This is a genomic window from Klebsiella sp. 141198 (genome assembly GCF_050600785.1).
In the GTDB taxonomy this organism is placed as follows: Bacteria; Pseudomonadota; Gammaproteobacteria; order Enterobacterales; family Enterobacteriaceae; genus Klebsiella; species Klebsiella aerogenes.
Genome location: NZ_JAQIRM010000004.1, coordinates 698,213 through 713,450 on the forward strand (window position 1 = coordinate 698,213; position 15,238 = coordinate 713,450).

At 55.1% G+C, this 15,238-nt stretch carries 18 protein-coding genes; 9 read left to right on the top strand and 9 right to left on the bottom strand.

The window, feature by feature from the left end; genetic code table 11:
- Positions 1-37: 37 nt before the first annotated feature.
- A complete protein-coding gene (locus PGR10_RS17220; protein WP_087860394.1) occupies positions 38-529 on the bottom strand; it encodes a YajQ family cyclic di-GMP-binding protein in 492 nt (163 codons plus the stop codon).
- Positions 530-667: 138 nt separating this feature from the next.
- On the opposite strand from PGR10_RS17220, the gene panE reads away from it, so the two are divergent.
- The 3 genes from panE to PGR10_RS17235 are packed head-to-tail and all read left to right on the top strand — an operon-like array spanning position 668 to position 2,664.
- Entirely contained in the window at positions 668-1,579 is a 912-nt protein-coding gene (panE, locus tag PGR10_RS17225; RefSeq protein ID WP_308958233.1) for a 2-dehydropantoate 2-reductase, read from the top strand.
- Positions 1,542-2,135, top strand: coding sequence for a protein deglycase YajL (gene yajL / locus PGR10_RS17230; RefSeq protein ID WP_430923830.1), 594 nt, complete (start codon positions 1,542-1,544; stop codon positions 2,133-2,135). Before panE ends, yajL begins: the two co-directional genes overlap by 38 nt.
- 52 nt (positions 2,136-2,187) lie before the next feature.
- Positions 2,188-2,664 carry an SRPBCC family protein gene (locus tag PGR10_RS17235; RefSeq protein ID WP_395226812.1) on the top strand — a complete coding sequence of 159 codons (477 nt, stop codon included), beginning with the start codon at positions 2,188-2,190 and terminating at the stop codon, positions 2,662-2,664.
- A 57-nt stretch (positions 2,665-2,721) separates the two neighbouring features.
- On the opposite strand, the gene thiI is transcribed toward PGR10_RS17235, so the two are convergent.
- Positions 2,722-4,170 carry a tRNA uracil 4-sulfurtransferase ThiI gene (gene thiI, locus PGR10_RS17240; RefSeq protein WP_087860398.1) on the bottom strand — a complete coding sequence of 483 codons (1,449 nt, stop codon included), beginning with the start codon at positions 4,168-4,170 and terminating at the stop codon, positions 2,722-2,724.
- Positions 4,171-4,404: 234 nt separating this feature from the next.
- Between thiI and xseB the strand changes: the two genes are divergently transcribed.
- The 4 genes from xseB to PGR10_RS17260 are packed head-to-tail and all read left to right on the top strand — an operon-like array spanning position 4,405 to position 8,462.
- Positions 4,405-4,647: an exodeoxyribonuclease VII small subunit gene (gene xseB, locus PGR10_RS17245; RefSeq protein ID WP_015367987.1), complete on the top strand. Its 243-nt coding sequence runs from the start codon at positions 4,405-4,407 to the stop codon at positions 4,645-4,647.
- On the top strand, positions 4,648-5,547 hold the full coding sequence (gene ispA, locus PGR10_RS17250) for a (2E,6E)-farnesyl diphosphate synthase (protein WP_087860399.1): 900 nt from the start codon (positions 4,648-4,650) through the stop codon (positions 5,545-5,547). It begins immediately after the preceding gene.
- Between the two features lie 18 nt (positions 5,548-5,565).
- Positions 5,566-7,428, top strand: coding sequence for a 1-deoxy-D-xylulose-5-phosphate synthase (gene dxs / locus PGR10_RS17255; RefSeq protein WP_430923831.1), 1,863 nt, complete (start codon positions 5,566-5,568; stop codon positions 7,426-7,428).
- Between the two features lie 59 nt (positions 7,429-7,487).
- Positions 7,488-8,462 (top strand): aldo/keto reductase, encoded by a 975-nt coding sequence (locus PGR10_RS17260; protein WP_045381017.1) that lies wholly within the window; start codon positions 7,488-7,490, stop codon positions 8,460-8,462.
- A 38-nt stretch (positions 8,463-8,500) separates the two neighbouring features.
- Here the strand turns inward: PGR10_RS17260 and pgpA are convergent, their stop codons facing one another.
- The 6 genes from pgpA to nrdR all read right to left on the bottom strand — a co-directional run bounded on the left by pgpA (position 8,501) and on the right by nrdR (position 12,598).
- A complete protein-coding gene (gene pgpA / locus PGR10_RS17265) occupies positions 8,501-9,013 on the bottom strand; it encodes a phosphatidylglycerophosphatase A (RefSeq protein WP_259678433.1) in 513 nt (170 codons plus the stop codon).
- Positions 8,994-9,971 carry a thiamine-phosphate kinase gene (gene thiL / locus PGR10_RS17270; RefSeq protein WP_430923832.1) on the bottom strand — a complete coding sequence of 326 codons (978 nt, stop codon included), beginning with the start codon at positions 9,969-9,971 and terminating at the stop codon, positions 8,994-8,996. The genes pgpA and thiL overlap by 20 nt, the downstream gene beginning before the upstream one ends.
- A gap of 73 nt (positions 9,972-10,044) precedes the next feature.
- Entirely contained in the window at positions 10,045-10,464 is a 420-nt protein-coding gene (nusB, locus tag PGR10_RS17275) for a transcription antitermination factor NusB (protein ID WP_015367993.1), read from the bottom strand.
- A 20-nt stretch (positions 10,465-10,484) separates the two neighbouring features.
- Positions 10,485-10,955 (bottom strand): 6,7-dimethyl-8-ribityllumazine synthase, encoded by a 471-nt coding sequence (gene ribH, locus PGR10_RS17280; RefSeq protein WP_001021161.1) that lies wholly within the window; start codon positions 10,953-10,955, stop codon positions 10,485-10,487.
- A gap of 86 nt (positions 10,956-11,041) precedes the next feature.
- On the bottom strand, positions 11,042-12,145 hold the full coding sequence (gene ribD, locus PGR10_RS17285) for a bifunctional diaminohydroxyphosphoribosylaminopyrimidine deaminase/5-amino-6-(5-phosphoribosylamino)uracil reductase RibD (protein WP_430923833.1): 1,104 nt from the start codon (positions 12,143-12,145) through the stop codon (positions 11,042-11,044).
- Between the two features lie 3 nt (positions 12,146-12,148).
- Positions 12,149-12,598 carry a transcriptional regulator NrdR gene (gene nrdR, locus PGR10_RS17290; protein WP_002890417.1) on the bottom strand — a complete coding sequence of 150 codons (450 nt, stop codon included), beginning with the start codon at positions 12,596-12,598 and terminating at the stop codon, positions 12,149-12,151.
- 147 nt (positions 12,599-12,745) lie between these two features.
- Here nrdR and PGR10_RS17295 point away from each other — a divergent pair, with 147 nt between their 5' ends.
- Positions 12,746-13,285, top strand: a complete 540-nt coding sequence (locus tag PGR10_RS17295) for a DUF3251 domain-containing protein (RefSeq protein ID WP_316425285.1) — start codon at positions 12,746-12,748, stop codon at positions 13,283-13,285.
- A gap of 301 nt (positions 13,286-13,586) precedes the next feature.
- Complete coding sequence (locus PGR10_RS17300; protein WP_015367996.1) at positions 13,587-14,471, top strand: nucleoside-specific channel-forming protein Tsx; 885 nt, start codon at positions 13,587-13,589, stop codon at positions 14,469-14,471.
- A 56-nt stretch (positions 14,472-14,527) separates the two neighbouring features.
- Here the strand turns inward: PGR10_RS17300 and PGR10_RS17305 are convergent, their stop codons facing one another.
- The gene (locus PGR10_RS17305) at positions 14,528-15,217 is read right to left on the bottom strand and encodes a helix-turn-helix transcriptional regulator (RefSeq protein WP_087860406.1); all 690 of its coding nucleotides are present in this window, start codon (positions 15,215-15,217) and stop codon (positions 14,528-14,530) included.
- Positions 15,218-15,238 lie beyond the last annotated feature (21 nt).

Genomic DNA, 15,238 nt, shown 5'->3' on the forward strand with positions numbered 1-15,238 from the left:
CAAAGCCTGATGGCATTACGCCATCAGGCTTTGCGTGTTAATCGCGGAAGTTCTTAAACTGGAATGGCTGGCCAAGGTCGCCACCGCGCACTAAGGCCATAACCGACTGCAAATCGTCACGAGATTTACCAGTGACGCGAATTTCTTCGCCCTGGATCTGCGTCTGTACTTTGAGTTTGCTGTCTTTAATCAGTTTGACGATTTTCTTCTGAATCGCACTTTCAATGCCCTGCTTCAGCTTAGCTTCGACAAACCAGGTTTTCCCGCTATGTACAAAGGCTTCCGGCACATCGAGCGAACTTCCCTCAATGCCGCGCTTGAGTAGCTTGGCGCGAAGAATATCCAACAGCTGATTGACCTGGAAATCAGACTCGCTCAGTACCTTGATGGTTTTACTGGTTTCGTTCAGCTCAAAGGTGGCTTCAACATTACGAAAATCAAATCGTGACTCGACTTCGCGGCTTGCGTTTTCGACCGCATTACGCGCTTCCTGAAGATCGACTTCAGAGACAATATCGAAAGATGGCATCTTTTCCTCTCCTTCCGTTTCTTTTGCGTTGCATAATACCCACAACGCGGCATAACTCAACTTGTTATCCCGGAAGCTTAGCTGATAACGCTATACTTTAGCTACAAGCGCCTGGGAAGTCGCAGGTGAGGAGGAATAATGAAAGTAACCGTACTGGGATGCGGTGCACTGGGACAATTATGGTTAACCGCGCTGTATAAAAACGGACATGAGGTCCAGGGCTGGTTACGCGTCCCGCAACCATTTTGTAGCGTTAATCTTATTGAGACTGACGGTAGTAATTTCAATGAATCAATGACCGCTAACGATCCTGATTTTCTCGCCACCAGCGATTTGCTACTGGTGACGTTAAAGGCATGGCAGGTTTCGCAGGCGGTGAAAAATCTGGCCGCTATATTACCGGCTTCAGCCCCTATTTTGCTAATTCATAACGGCATGGGCACCTTGAATGAATTAAAAAGCATCAAGCAACCTCTATTGCTGGCGTCCACCACCCACGCCGCCCGCCGCGATGGCAATGTCATCATTCATGTCGCGCAGGGGACTACCCATATCGGGCCTGCTAAAAGCTATAGCCAGGATTACAGCGGCCTCGCTGACATCCTGCAAAACGTACTGCCGGATGTCGCCTGGCACGACAACATTCATCCGGCATTATGGAGTAAGCTGGCTGTCAACTGCGTCATTAACCCCCTGACCGCGCTGAAAGATTGCCGAAATGGCGATCTGCGTGATTTCCCGCATGAGATCAATGCCATTTGTCAGGAAGTCGCAGCGGTGATGGAGCGCGAAGGAATTCATACATCGGCGGAAAACCTGTTATTGTATGTGAATCAGGTCATTGAAAGTACTGCAGATAATATTTCATCGATGTTGCAGGACATCCGCGCGCAGCGGCATACGGAAATCGACTATATCACTGGTTTTCTGCTTAATCGCGCACGCGCCCACGGCCTGCCAGTGCCGGAAAATGCCCGTTTATTTGAACAGGTAAAGCGAAAGGAGAATATTTATGAACGCGTCGGCACTGATTTGCCTCGCCCCTGGTAGCGAAGAGACCGAAGCGGTCACCACTATCGATTTATTAGCGCGCGGCGGCGTGAAAGTGACCACCGCCAGCGTCGCCAGTGATGGCAATCTGACCATTGTCTGCTCGCGAGGCGTGAAGCTCGTCGCGGATGCGCCGCTGGTCGAAGTCGCCGATGGCGATTTTGATATCATCGTTTTGCCTGGCGGTATTAAGGGTGCCGAGTGCTTTCGCGACAGCCCTTTGCTGGTAGAAACCGTACGACAATTTCATCTATCCGGGCGCATCGTGGCGGCTATCTGCGCCGCGCCAGCGACCGTTCTGGTGCCACATAATCTGTTTCCTATCGGCAACATTACCGGTTTCCCGGCGCTAAAAGCGCAAATCCCCGCCGAACAGTGGCAGGATAAGCGCGTCGTTTGGGATCCAAGGGTTAATTTGTTGACCAGTCAGGGTCCAGGAACATCCATTGATTTCGCTCTCAAAATGATTGACCTGCTGGTTGGCCGTGAAAAAGCGCATGAAGTTGCTTCGCAGTTGGTCATGGCTGCTGGCATCTATAATTACTACGAATCCTGATAGCCGGTCCGCGCAGCGGACTGGCGCCCCTTATTTCCTGAGGAGCCGTAGCATGTCCCGTAGCGCAACCGATTCTCGTGACCTCGTCATCAGCCGCTGGCTCAGCGCCCCCACTGCAGCTCTCTGGCGCGCGTGGGCCGATCCTGCATTACTCAAAACCTGGTGGTGCCCGAAACCGTGGTATACCGACGTCCTGGCTTTTGATTTGCGTCCTGGCGGGGCTTTCCACACCGTGATGCACGGCCCTGACGGTGAACGTAGCGATAACCCCGGCTGTTTTCTTGAAGTCATTCCGCAGCAAAAAATAGTTATGACCTCAATGCTAACTGAGAACTTTCGGCCGGCCGTTACCCCTTTTGCCATGACGGCTATTATTACCTTTGCGGATGAAAACGACGGTTGTCGCTATACGGCAACGGTACTGCATGCGGACGCGGAAACCCGAGAGCAGCATGAAAAGATGGGATTTTTTGAAGGCTGGAATATCGTTATCGATCAGTTGAATGCACTGGCGATGACGCTACGCTAACCCTCAGATGTAAAAAAGCCTTCCCTTAGGGAAGGCTTTTTCATCAGTACAGGCGAATTACGGACGATACACTTTCACGTTAGTAAAGCCCTGCTCGCGCAGGTATAGCGCCTGCAGACGGCTCATCACGCCGCGTTCACACCACAACAGCCAGGTTTTACTCTGATCGAGATTGCCAAATTGGGTGCTCAGTTTATAGAACGGCAGCGAAACAACATCGACGCCTTCCACTTTCAATGGTTTATCATCCTGCTCATCGACAGAACGAATATCGAGAATCACGTCGTTCGCGCTGAAGCCGCTGACGGTTTCGACTTCCACCACGTCCTGCTGCGTTTGCTGAGCGATGTCGCGAATGTCGATGTTATTCGCTTCCTCAACCACTTTATCCAGAATGCTAAAATCGAAGTTTTCTTCTTCCGCTTCGATCTTCGCTTTTACCGCTTTCACGGTTGGGCTCTTCGAGATAACGCCGCAGTATTCCGGCATGGTACGGGCAAAATCTTCCGTGCCGATTTCACGCGCAAGATTGATGATGTGTTCTTTATCATGCGAAATCAGCGGACGCAGGATCAGCGTGTCGGAGACATTATCGATAAGACGCAGGTTGGTCAGCGTCTGACTGGATACCTGGCCCAACGCTTCGCCGGTCACCAGCGCCTGCACGCCATAACGCTCAGCCACTTTCGATGCCGCACGCACCATCATACGTTTGAGCACCACGCCCATCTGGCCATCATCGACTTTTTCAAGGATTTCGCCAACCACCGGCTCAAAATTGATTGCCACGAAGCGAACACGATGAGAGCTGCCGAAGCGGTTCCACAAATAGTGCGCCACCTGGCGAACACCGATTTCATGCGCGGCGCCGCCGAGGTTGAAGAAGCAGTAGTGTACGCGACAGCCGCGACGCATCAGCATATAGCTGGAGACGCCGGAGTCGAAGCCGCCGGAGATGAGCGACAGCACATCTTCCTGAGTACCGATAGGGAAGCCGCCAATACCTTCATAGCGCCCTTTCACCAGCAACAGACGATCGTTTTCGATCTCCAGATTAACCGTCACGTCCGGGTCGGTGAGCTTCACGCGCGCCGATTCGATATGCTGGTTCAGGCCGCCGCCAACGTAGCGCTCAACCTCAATTGAGGTGAATTCATGTTTACCACGGCGCTTCACACGTACGCAGAAGCTTTTGCCTTCGAGCTGCTCGCGCCACAGCGGTAATGTCTGCTCAAAAATATTGTGCAGCGAGGTGAAAGGAACGTCTTCCACTTCCAGAATATGGTGAATGCCCGGGATACGGGTCAACGCGTCGCGAATAGCCGGTCGCTGGTTTTCGTCTTTCGCGCGAACTTCGATATGATCCCAATGACGAACGACGGCGAGCGTCTCATCATAGTTTTTGAGAACGTTACGAATGTTCCCGGTTAAAATTTTAATAAAGCGCAACCGCACAGATTGGCTTTTGATGGTGATTTCCGGGAACAATTTAATGATAAACTTCATAGCGACATTAGTTCGTTGGCAAGCCCGACGGGGCTTTAAGCAAAAAAATTGTACAGGCGCAACACAGCGTCTGCATCCAGGGCGCGGAGTATACCATCATTGTTCGCTTTTCGCCTGGCATTGCGCATTTTCGCAAAAATGTATCCGTAGGGTGAATGCCGCGAGTTTGCTTAACCGCCCGACTCCGTTACCATACTGATAGCCATCGAGACATAACAAGAGTCTATATTCACTATGCCAAAGAAAAATGAGGCCCCGGCCAGCTTTGAGAGCGCTTTAGGCGAACTCGAGCAGATCGTTAATCGTCTGGAAAGCGGCTCACTACCGCTGGAAGAAGCGCTCAGCGAATTTGAACGCGGCGTGCAGCTCGCGCGCCAGGGGCAGACGAAACTGCAACAGGCCGAACAGCGTGTCCAAATCCTGCTGGCCGATAGCGAAGATGCGCCGTTGACTCCCTTTACGCCGGACGCTGAATAAATGGACTTCCCGCAACAATTACAGGCCTGTGTCTCCCAGGCCAATGACGCGCTGCGCCGTTTTATCTCTCCGCTGCCGTTTCAGAACACTCCGCTGGTTGAAGCCATGCACTATGGCGCATTATTAGGCGGTAAACGCCTGCGCCCTTTCCTGGTTTACGCCACCGGCGAGATGTTCGGCGTTAGCCGTTCTACGCTGGATGCCCCAGCCGCCGCCGTCGAATGTATTCATGCCTACTCGCTGATGCATGACGATCTGCCGGCGATGGACGACGACGATCTGCGCCGCGGTCAACCCACGTGCCACATCAAGTTTGGCGAAGCGAACGCAATTCTTGCCGGCGACGCCCTGCAAACGCTGGCATTTTCTATACTGAGTGATACGCCGATGCCGGAAGTGCCGGATCGTGACCGTCTGGCGATGGTTTCCGAACTGGCCCAGGCCAGCGGCGTCGCCGGAATGTGCGGCGGTCAGGCGCTGGATCTCGAGGCGGAAGGCGAACAGGTCAATCTACAGGCGCTGGAGCGAATTCATCGCCATAAGACCGGAGCGCTTATCCGCGCGGCGGTTCGTCTTGGCGCGCTGAGCGCCGGCGAGCGTGGCCGTCAGGCGCTGCCAGCGCTCGATCGCTTCGCTGAGAATATCGGCCTCGCCTTCCAGGTGCAGGATGACATTCTCGATGTGGTAGGTGATACTGCGACTCTTGGCAAACGTCAGGGTGCCGACCAACAGTTAGGCAAAAGTACCTATCCGGCGCTTTTGGGTCTTGAGCAAGCCCAGCAGAAAGCGCGCGATCTGATTGCCGATGCCCGCCAGGCTTTAGATGAGCTGGCAGCGCAATCGCTGGATACCACGGCACTGGAAGCGCTCGCTAATTACATTATTCAGCGCGATAAATAAACAATAAATGAGTCTCTGATGAGTTTTGATATTGCCAAATACCCAACCCTGGCGCTGGTAGATTCCACCCAGGAGTTGCGCCTGCTGCCAAAAGATAGCCTGCCTAAGCTTTGCGATGAGCTGCGCCGTTATCTTCTGGACAGCGTGAGCCGCTCAAGCGGCCATTTTGCCTCTGGCCTTGGCACGGTTGAACTGACCGTGGCGCTGCACTATGTCTACAATACGCCTTTCGACCGCTTAATCTGGGACGTCGGCCATCAGGCTTACCCGCACAAAATTCTCACCGGCCGTCGCGATAAAATCGGCACTATTCGCCAGAAAGGCGGGTTGCATCCGTTCCCGTGGCGCGGCGAAAGCGAATATGACGTACTGAGCGTCGGTCACTCCTCTACCTCTATCTCCGCGGGTATTGGGGTCGCTATTGCCGCCGAAAAAGAAGGCAAGCAGCGGCGCACCGTTTGCGTCATTGGCGATGGCGCGATCACCGCCGGGATGGCATTTGAGGCGATGAACCATGCGGGCGATATCAAACCAGACATGCTGGTCGTGTTGAACGACAATGAAATGTCGATCTCAGAGAATGTCGGCGCGTTGAACAACCATCTGGCGCAGCTGCTGTCCGGTAAGCTGTACTCTTCGCTACGTGAAGGCGGCAAAAAAGTCTTCTCCGGCGTACCGCCGATTAAAGAACTGCTTAAGCGTACCGAAGAGCATATTAAAGGTATGGTGGTGCCCGGCACGCTGTTTGAAGAGATGGGCTTTAACTACATCGGTCCGGTAGATGGCCACGATGTACTGGGTCTGGTCAACACGCTGAAGAATATGCGCGATCTGAAAGGACCGCAGTTCTTGCACATCATGACCAAAAAAGGCCGTGGATATGAACCGGCTGAAAAAGATCCCATCACCTTCCACGCGGTACCGAAATTCGATCACACCAGCGGCGTGCTGCCAAAAAGCAGCGGCGGCCTGCCAACATATTCGAAAATCTTTGGCGACTGGCTGTGCGAAACCGCGGCGAAGGATGACAAACTGATGGCCGTCACCCCGGCGATGCGTGAAGGTTCGGGCATGGTCGAGTTCTCGAAGAAATTCCCCGATCAATATTTTGATGTCGCCATTGCCGAACAGCACGCGGTCACCTTTGCCGCCGGGATGGCGATTGGCGGCTATAAGCCGATCGTGGCGATTTACTCAACCTTCCTGCAGCGCGCTTACGATCAGGTGATCCATGATGTCGCCATTCAAAAGCTGCCGGTACTGTTTGCAATCGATCGCGCGGGCATCGTCGGCGCCGACGGTCAGACGCACCAGGGGGCATTCGATCTCTCCTTCCTGCGCTGCATTCCGGAAATGGTGATCATGACCCCGAGCGACGAGAATGAATGTCGCCAGATGCTCTACACCGGATACCACTATAACGACGGCCCTAGCGCAGTACGCTATCCGCGAGGCACAGGTACTGGCGCGGAACTGGCACCACTGGCGTCGCTGCCGATCGGGAAAGGCGTGGTGAAACGTAACGGCGAGAAGCTGGCAATTCTTAACTTCGGGACTTTACTGCCGGAAGCCGCTCAGGTTGCGGAAAAACTCAATGCGACGCTGATCGATATGCGTTTTGTGAAACCGCTTGATGACGCGCTAATTCTGCAGCTTGCCGCCGATCACGATGTGCTGGTCACGCTTGAAGAGAACGCCGTCATGGGCGGCGCTGGCAGCGGCGTCAACGAGCTGTTGATGGCCCACCGTCGCGCGGTACCGGTGCTGAACATCGGCCTGCCGGACTTCTTTATCCCGCAGGGGACTCAAGAAGAAGTTCGCGCCGACCTCGGCCTGGATGCCGCCGGTATCGAAGCCAAAATCCGCGACTGGTTGGCATAATTGCCCATACCGCTCCTGCTATTCTTAAAGGATTCCCTTTAAAGTAGCAGGAGCGTCTTATGCACTACATCCCTCTTGGCGATACCCATCTTCGCGTTTCCCGACTCTGTCTTGGCTGCATGACCTTCGGCGAGCCTGACCGCGGCAATCACGCCTGGACGCTGCCCGAAGAAAGTAGCCGTCCACTGATTAAACGTGCGCTGGAAGGCGGAATTAACTTCTTTGATACCTCGAACAACTATTCCGATGGCAGCAGCGAAGAGATCCTTGGCCGCGCGCTGCGGGAATATGCTCGCCGCGATTCAGTGATCGTCGCCACCAAAGTTTATCATCAGGTCGGCGATCTGCCGCAGGGGCTGTCACGCGCGCAAATCATGCGATCCATCGACGATAGCCTGCGCCGTCTGGGAATGGACTATGTCGACCTGTTGCAGATCCACCGCTGGGATTACGCCACGCCCATCGAAGAAACGCTGGAGGCGCTGAGCGACGTCGTTCGCGCCGGGAAAGCGCGCTATATCGGCGCATCATCTATGCATGCCCGACAGTTCGCCCAGGCGCTCGCTCTGCAGGAACAGAACAATTGGGCACGCTTCGTCACCATGCAGGATCACTACAACCTGATTTATCGCGAAGAAGAAAACGAGATGTTGCCGCTATGCCAGCGCAAAGGAATTGCGGTCATGCCGTGGAGCCCGCTGGCGCGCGGCCGTTTGACGCGGCCATGGGGAGAAACGACTGCACGCCTCGTCTCCGATGAGTTCGGTAAATCGCTGTATAGCGCCACCGACGCCAATGATGAGCAGATAGCGCAGAAGCTGGAGGAAGTGGCTGAAGAATTAGATGCCAACCGCGCACAGGTGGCGCTGGCCTGGCTCTTAAGCAAGCCCGGCGTGGCTGCGCCGATTATTGGCGCCTCGCGGCAGGAACAGCTGGATGAGCTCCTGCATGCCGTCGATTTAACCCTGACGCCGGAACAGATCGATAAGCTGGAAGCGCCCTATCGGCCCCACCCAATCGTCGGCTTCAAGTAACGCCGCAATTTAAACCCCGGCCGTGCCGGGGTGCAGATTTAAATTAGACCTATCGGCCAGTGGTGGCCTATCAGATAAAGTACGCCGGCGGAGATCACCCCGGCGACGATATCGTCGACCATGATCCCCATTCCGCCATGGATGTTGCGGTCGAACCAACGAATTGGCCATGGCTTCCACATATCGAAGATACGGAAAATAACGAAACCGGCAGCCACCCACTGCCAGTCCATCGTCGGTAACGCCATCAGGGTGATCCACATCCCGACAAACTCATCCCAAACGATGCTGCCGTGGTCATGGGTGCCCATATCTTTGGCCGTACGGTGACAAAGATAGACGCCGATACAGATGCTCATCATCACCACCAGCGAATAGAGCTGCCAGGGGAGAAAGGTCATCAGATACCAGAACGGAATCGCCGCCAGCGACCCCATAGTTCCCGGAACCACCGGACTCAGCCCGCTACCGAACCCGGTCGCCAGCAGGTGCCAGGGATTGCGCATATTAAGGCGGCTTTTCGCCTCGTCTCTACTGCGTGCCAAAATGATCGTACCCCTTTAAATCCAATTTAATCGGCTTACCCTCACGGGTAAACTGCAGTCCATCTGCTTCCGCCACGATCTGGCCGATACAGGTAAAACGCGCGCCAAGCTGACCAATCGCAACATCCAACGCCCCGCGGTTTAGCTCGGGTACGGTAAAGCACAATTCATAATCTTCGCCGCCGGCGAGCGCCCAGCGCAGCGCCTGCTCAGGATCAACCTGGCGCAGCATGGCATCGGAATACGGCATCGCATCGAGATCGATACGCGCGCCGCAGGCGCTGGCCTTCAGGATATGACCAAGGTCAGAAATCAGACCGTCAGAAAGATCGATCGCTGAATTGGCCAGATCGCGCAGCGCCTGGCCCTGCAGTACGCGGGGCATCGGACGCAAATGGCGCGCCAGCAGGTAATCGGCATCCGCTGGCGAATCAACCGTTAACCGGTCCTGTAAAAGCGCCAGCCCGGCGGCGCTATCACCGGGCGTGCCGGTGACATAAATCCAGTCGCCTGGCTTGGCACCGGAACGCTTCATCGCGCGGCCCGGCGGTACAAAGCCGTGGATACCCAGCGTCATCGATAGCGGCCCACGCGTGGTGTCGCCGCCGATTAGCTGCATATCGTAATAGTTAAGCTGGACAAACAGACTGTCGCTAAAGGCTTCAAGCCACGCTTCGTCTGCTTCCGGCAAAGTGAGCGCCAGCGTCAACCACGCCGGTTCCGCGCCCATCGCCGCCAAATCGCTCAGGTTCACCGCCAGCGCTTTATACGCCAGGTCGGCAGGGTCGATGTCGGCTAAAAAGTGGTTGCCCGCCACCAGGGTGTCGGTGCTGATTGCCAGCGTTTTTTTCTCGGGGATATTCAGGAGCGCGCAGTCATCGCCGATGCCGGTTTCAACATCAACGCGGGCGCTTTTAACGCGATCAAAATAACGGGCAATCAGGGAAAATTCGCCGCATGCCATACGTTATGCCTCAGCAAAGAAAAGAATAAGGCCGGGTTCGCAGGATCTGATCCTACAAAGCCCGGCCTGCAGTTTACTTTTTGCGGGGACGGATTACCGGGGCCGCTTTATCCAGCACGCCGTTGACAAACTTGTGGCTATCTTCAGCGCCGAAGGTTTTCGCCAGCTCGATAGCTTCGTTGATAGCCACTTTATACGGCACGTCATCACGCTTCGACAGCTCAAACAGCGCAATACGCAGTACCGCTTTTTCTACCTGGCCCAGCTCTTCCAGCTGGCGCGACAGGTATGGCTTCATCAGACCGTCGAGATACGCGCTGTTAGTCGCCACTCCGGACAGCAGTTCACGGAAATACAGAACGTCTACATCTTTTACATCCTGTTCCGCCAGGAACTGGTATTCAACATCAGCGATGTCGTTCTGGGACAACTGCCAGGAGTAGAGCGCCTGGACGGCACACTCACGGGCGCGGCGACGAGCAGCAGGTTTCACGGAATTCCCCTTACAAAAAATCAGGCCTTGATGGCTTTCAATACGTTAATCATTTCCAGCGCGGTCAGCGCGGCTTCTGCGCCTTTGTTACCGGCTTTGGTGCCAGCGCGTTCGATGGCTTGTTCAATACTTTCAGTAGTCAGAACACCGAAGGCTACCGGGATTTCACTGTCCTGAGCGACGTGCGCCAGGCCATTGCTTGCACCGCCAGCCACATATTCAAAGTGGGCGGTACCGCCGCGAATCACCGTACCCAGCGCGATCACCGCGTCATATTTACCGGTTTTTGCCAGTGCGCCAGCCGCCAGCGGCAGCTCATACGCGCCTGGAACCCAAACAACGGTGATGTTTTCATCTTTTACCTGACCAATGCGCTTGAGAGCGTCAATCGCGCCTTCCAGCAGGCTGTCATTGATAAAGTTGTTGAAACGCGCAATGGTGATGGCGACGCGAGCGTCCGGGGTAGCAACGTTAGCTTCAATAATGTTCATACTCTTCCTTCGGGTTCATGTGCCCCGCAAGGGGGGCGGATTTTATCATAATATTCTGGGCGCTGCTTCCTAATATTAGGAATACATCACGCAGTCGTTAAATGCAGGCAGACATCGGGTCCGACCTGACGTATCTCGTTGAATTTGAAATGGGGGGCCTGGCTCAGTTTCTCAAGCCCCGGCAGCGCGCATAAACCGCGCGCGTCACTGCCTAACAGTTTAGGCGCAATGTAGACGATAAGCTCATCCACCAGCCCGGCCTGTAGCAAAGCGCCGGCCAGCGTCGGCCCCGCTTCCACCCAAATGCTGTTCACCTGCTGTTTACCGAGCTGCATCATCAGCAGCACGAGATCGAGATGGCCGTTATGTTCCGGCACCAGCAAGGTACGCACATTGTCAGGCCAGGTACGTTCATCGGCATGGGTGCGGGCAAACAGGGTTTCACCTTGCTGATGAACAATTCGATGCTCAGGCGTGACGCGGTTTTGGCTATCGATGACGATACGCAGCGGCTGACGCAGATTTTCCTGCGGATAGAGCGCCTGCGTATCGGCGCTCAGCTCTTGCCAGCGCACAGTCAACGCCGGATCGTCTGCCAGCACGGTCGCGCTGCTGGTCAGAATAGCGTGGCTCTGCGCGCGCAGGCGCTGCACGTCGCGTCGCGCCTGCGGCGAGGTGATCCACTGGCTTTCGCCGCTGGCCATCGCCGTACGGCCATCAAGCGAAGCGCCCATCTTCAGTTGGATCCACGGAAAACCGGTGCGCATCCGCTTCAGAAAACCTTTATTCAGCGCTTCCGCTTCATTCATCATCAGCCCATGGCTGACGTCAATACCTGCCTGCTGCAGGCGATACAGGCCGCGACCGGCCACCTGCGGATTCGGGTCCTGCATTGCCGCTACCACGCGAGCAACGCCCGCGGCGATCAGCGCATCGCAGCACGGCGGCGTGCGGCCATGGTGGCTGCAGGGCTCGAGAGTGACGTAGGCGGTCGCGCCTTTGGCTTTCTCGCCGGCCATAAGCAGCGCGTGCACTTCGGCGTGCGGCTCGCCGGCCCGATAGTGGAAGCCCTCGCCGACGATCTCGCCGTCTTTTACAATCACGCAGCCGACGTTGGGATTAGGATGGGTAGTAAAGCGTCCGCGCGCGGCAAGCTTCAGCGCTCGCGCCATGTACATTTCGTCCTGCATGACTTAGTCCTGTAAACGGGCGATTTCTTCGCCGAACTCTTTAATATCTTCGAAACTGCGATAGACGGAAGCGAAGCGAATATAGGCGACCTTGTCGAGCTTCTTCAGCTGTTCCATCACCAGATTACCGATCATTTTACTCGCGACTTCACGTTCACCGGTGCCGCGCAGATGGGTTTTGATGTGATTTACCGCCATTTCGACGTCATCGGCGCTGACCGGCCGCTTTTCCAGCGCTTTCAACATCCCGCTACGCAGCTTGTCTTCGTTGAAAGGTTCGCGCACGTCGTTGCTTTTTACCACCCGCGGCATTACCAGTTCCGCCACTTCAAAAGTGGTAAAGCGTTCATTGCAGACCAGACACTGCCGACGACGACGCACGGAGGAGCCTTCGCCGACCAGGCGAGAATCGATGACTTTGGTATCCACGGCGAAACAGAAAGGGCAATGCATGGCGCGTCCTGACAGGTAGTTAATCTGAAGGGTAGTTTACCCTGAAGTCAGCGGACTACAAAGAAAGAGCTTTTGAGACAAAGGATCTATGGTAGGCCAATTCAGTTTAGCTACCATTAATCATCCTCTGTAAACGGAACCCTGACCATGACAAGACGTTACCTACAACTGGCTATCATCGGCAGCCTGTTCACCCTTACCGCCTGCGCCCAGCAAAGCGAAGTTCGTCAGATGAACGAGAGCGTCAGTACGCTGAGCAAAGAGATGACCCAGCTGAATCAGCAAACGATAAAAATCACTCAGCAAAACGCACTGAATGCTAAATCCACCAGCGGCGTCTACCTGCTACCGGATGCTAAAACGCCGGCGCGACTGGAGAGCCAGATCGGCACCCTGCGCATGTCAGTGGGCAGTATTACGGCCGATGGCGACGGTTCGCGCCTGACCTTACGTATCCAGGGCGAGTCTAACGATCCGCTCCCGGCCTTCACCGCGACCGTCGCTTCCGGGCAGATCACCGGTACCACCCACAGCTATCAGGAAGTCAACGTCCAGGATCAGCTGATTAGCGCCCCGGCCAGCATCCTGGCGCCCAGCGATGTCGATATCCCGCTGCGCCTGAATGTGACGCCTGATAAAGTCGGCTTTATTCGTATCCACGATATCCAACCTGTCAGCGCGCAGTAAGCGCTCACGCCGGGCAAAACGGCCCGGCGCCCCACTTTTCATCTATCGAAGTTATCCATTTACAACTTTTCATAAGAGTTCATTAGAAATCGCTCCTGAAGGCGATTTTCAGTAGCATTTTGTCAAGAAATGCATAAAATCGTGAACGCAATCGATTACGCATGTTCTGGTTATGTGAAACAACACGTATTTTTGTGAGCAATGATTTCTATAATAGACCCCCACAGAAAGACGAAATATTTAGCAACGCTTCGGCAATTTTCTTAACGCCTTTTGGCTTAATTTAAACAGTGGCATCAACATGAAAAAAACATTACTGGCAGCGAGCGCTGTTGTGGCGCTTTCCGCTTCTTTCACCGCTGGCGCGGCAGAAACTGAAAAACCGCAGTACCTGTCTGATTGGTGGCACCAGAGTGTGAACGTGGTCGGTAGCTACCACACTCGTTTTGGACCGCAGATCCGTAACGATACCTATCTGGAATACGAAGCGTTTGCTAAAAAAGATTGGTTTGATTTCTACGGCTATATCGATGCGCCGGTCTTCTTCGGCGGCAACAGCACGGCGAAAGGTATCTGGAACAAAGGCTCCCCGCTGTTTATGGAGATCGAACCGCGTTTCTCTATCGACAAGCTGACCAACACCGACCTGAGCTTCGGGCCGTTCAAAGAGTGGTACTTCGCGAACAACTATATCTACGATATGGGCCGCAACGACTCTCAGGAGCAGAGCACCTGGTATATGGGTCTGGGTACCGACATCGATACCGGTCTGCCGATGAGCCTGTCGCTGAATATCTATGCTAAATACCAGTGGCAGAACTACGGCGCCTCCAACGAAAACGAGTGGGACGGCTACCGCTTCAAGGTGAAATACTTCGTTCCGCTGACCGACCTGTGGGGCGGTTCGCTGAGCTATATCGGCTTCACCAACTTCGACTGGGGTTCTGACCTTGGCGACGACAACTTCTACGATATGAACGGTAAGCACGCGCGTACCAGCAACTCTATCGCGTCCAGCCACATCCTGGCGCTGAACTACGCGCACTGGCACTACTCTATCGTCGCGCGTTACTTCCATAACGGCGGCCAGTGGGCTGATGATGCTAAGCTGAACTTCGGCGATGGCGATTTCAGCGTACGCTCTACCGGCTGGGGTGGTTACTTCGTTGTCGGTTACAACTTCTAAGCGCCTTTTCCTGTAACAGAGCGCCCGGTACGCGTTTACGCCAACCGGGCGTTTTTTTATCGCTCCTCACATCTCACCTTGCGTAAGAAATCACTCAATGAACGGTCGGCGCACTCGCTGAAACGACGCTCGGTCGCCCTTACCTCCAGACAACGGTCGAGTCGAAAGTTACGATAATCACTGCGCAGTTCGCACCAGGCCACCAGCAGCCAGCGCTCCCCCCAGAAAAACAGCCCCAGCGGCAGCACTTCACGCCGCGTCACCTGACCGGATTCATCCTGGTAGTGAAGCTGTAATACCTGCTGATTGGATACGGCCTGATGGATAACGTCAAAATGGGTTTTAGCATAACGATGCGCGCCAAGGTCGGGGGCAAACAGCCGGGTCTGCTCCGCTTTGCGCCGCCTCTCCTCCGGCAAAATCGCCAGCATTTTTTCCTGGGCTGACTCCAGCGACTGCGAAAGCGCATCGCCGCCCCAGGTTTTTAACAGTCGAATCGCCGCAATGAGCGCTTCGGATTCTTTGGTGGTCAACATGAGTGGAGGCAGATCGTAACCCGCCAGCAGACGATAACCGCTCCCGGCCTCCCCCTCAACCGGGACGCCTGAGAGCGAGAGGTCGCGGATATCGCGATAGACGGTACGCTCCGACACGCCCAACCGTTCCGCCAGCAGCGCCGCAGTAGTTAGCCGCCTGCCGCGCAGGATCTGCACTATCTGAAATAAACGGTCGGCGCGTCGGGTCATTTCTCGTTTCGCTAAATAGTC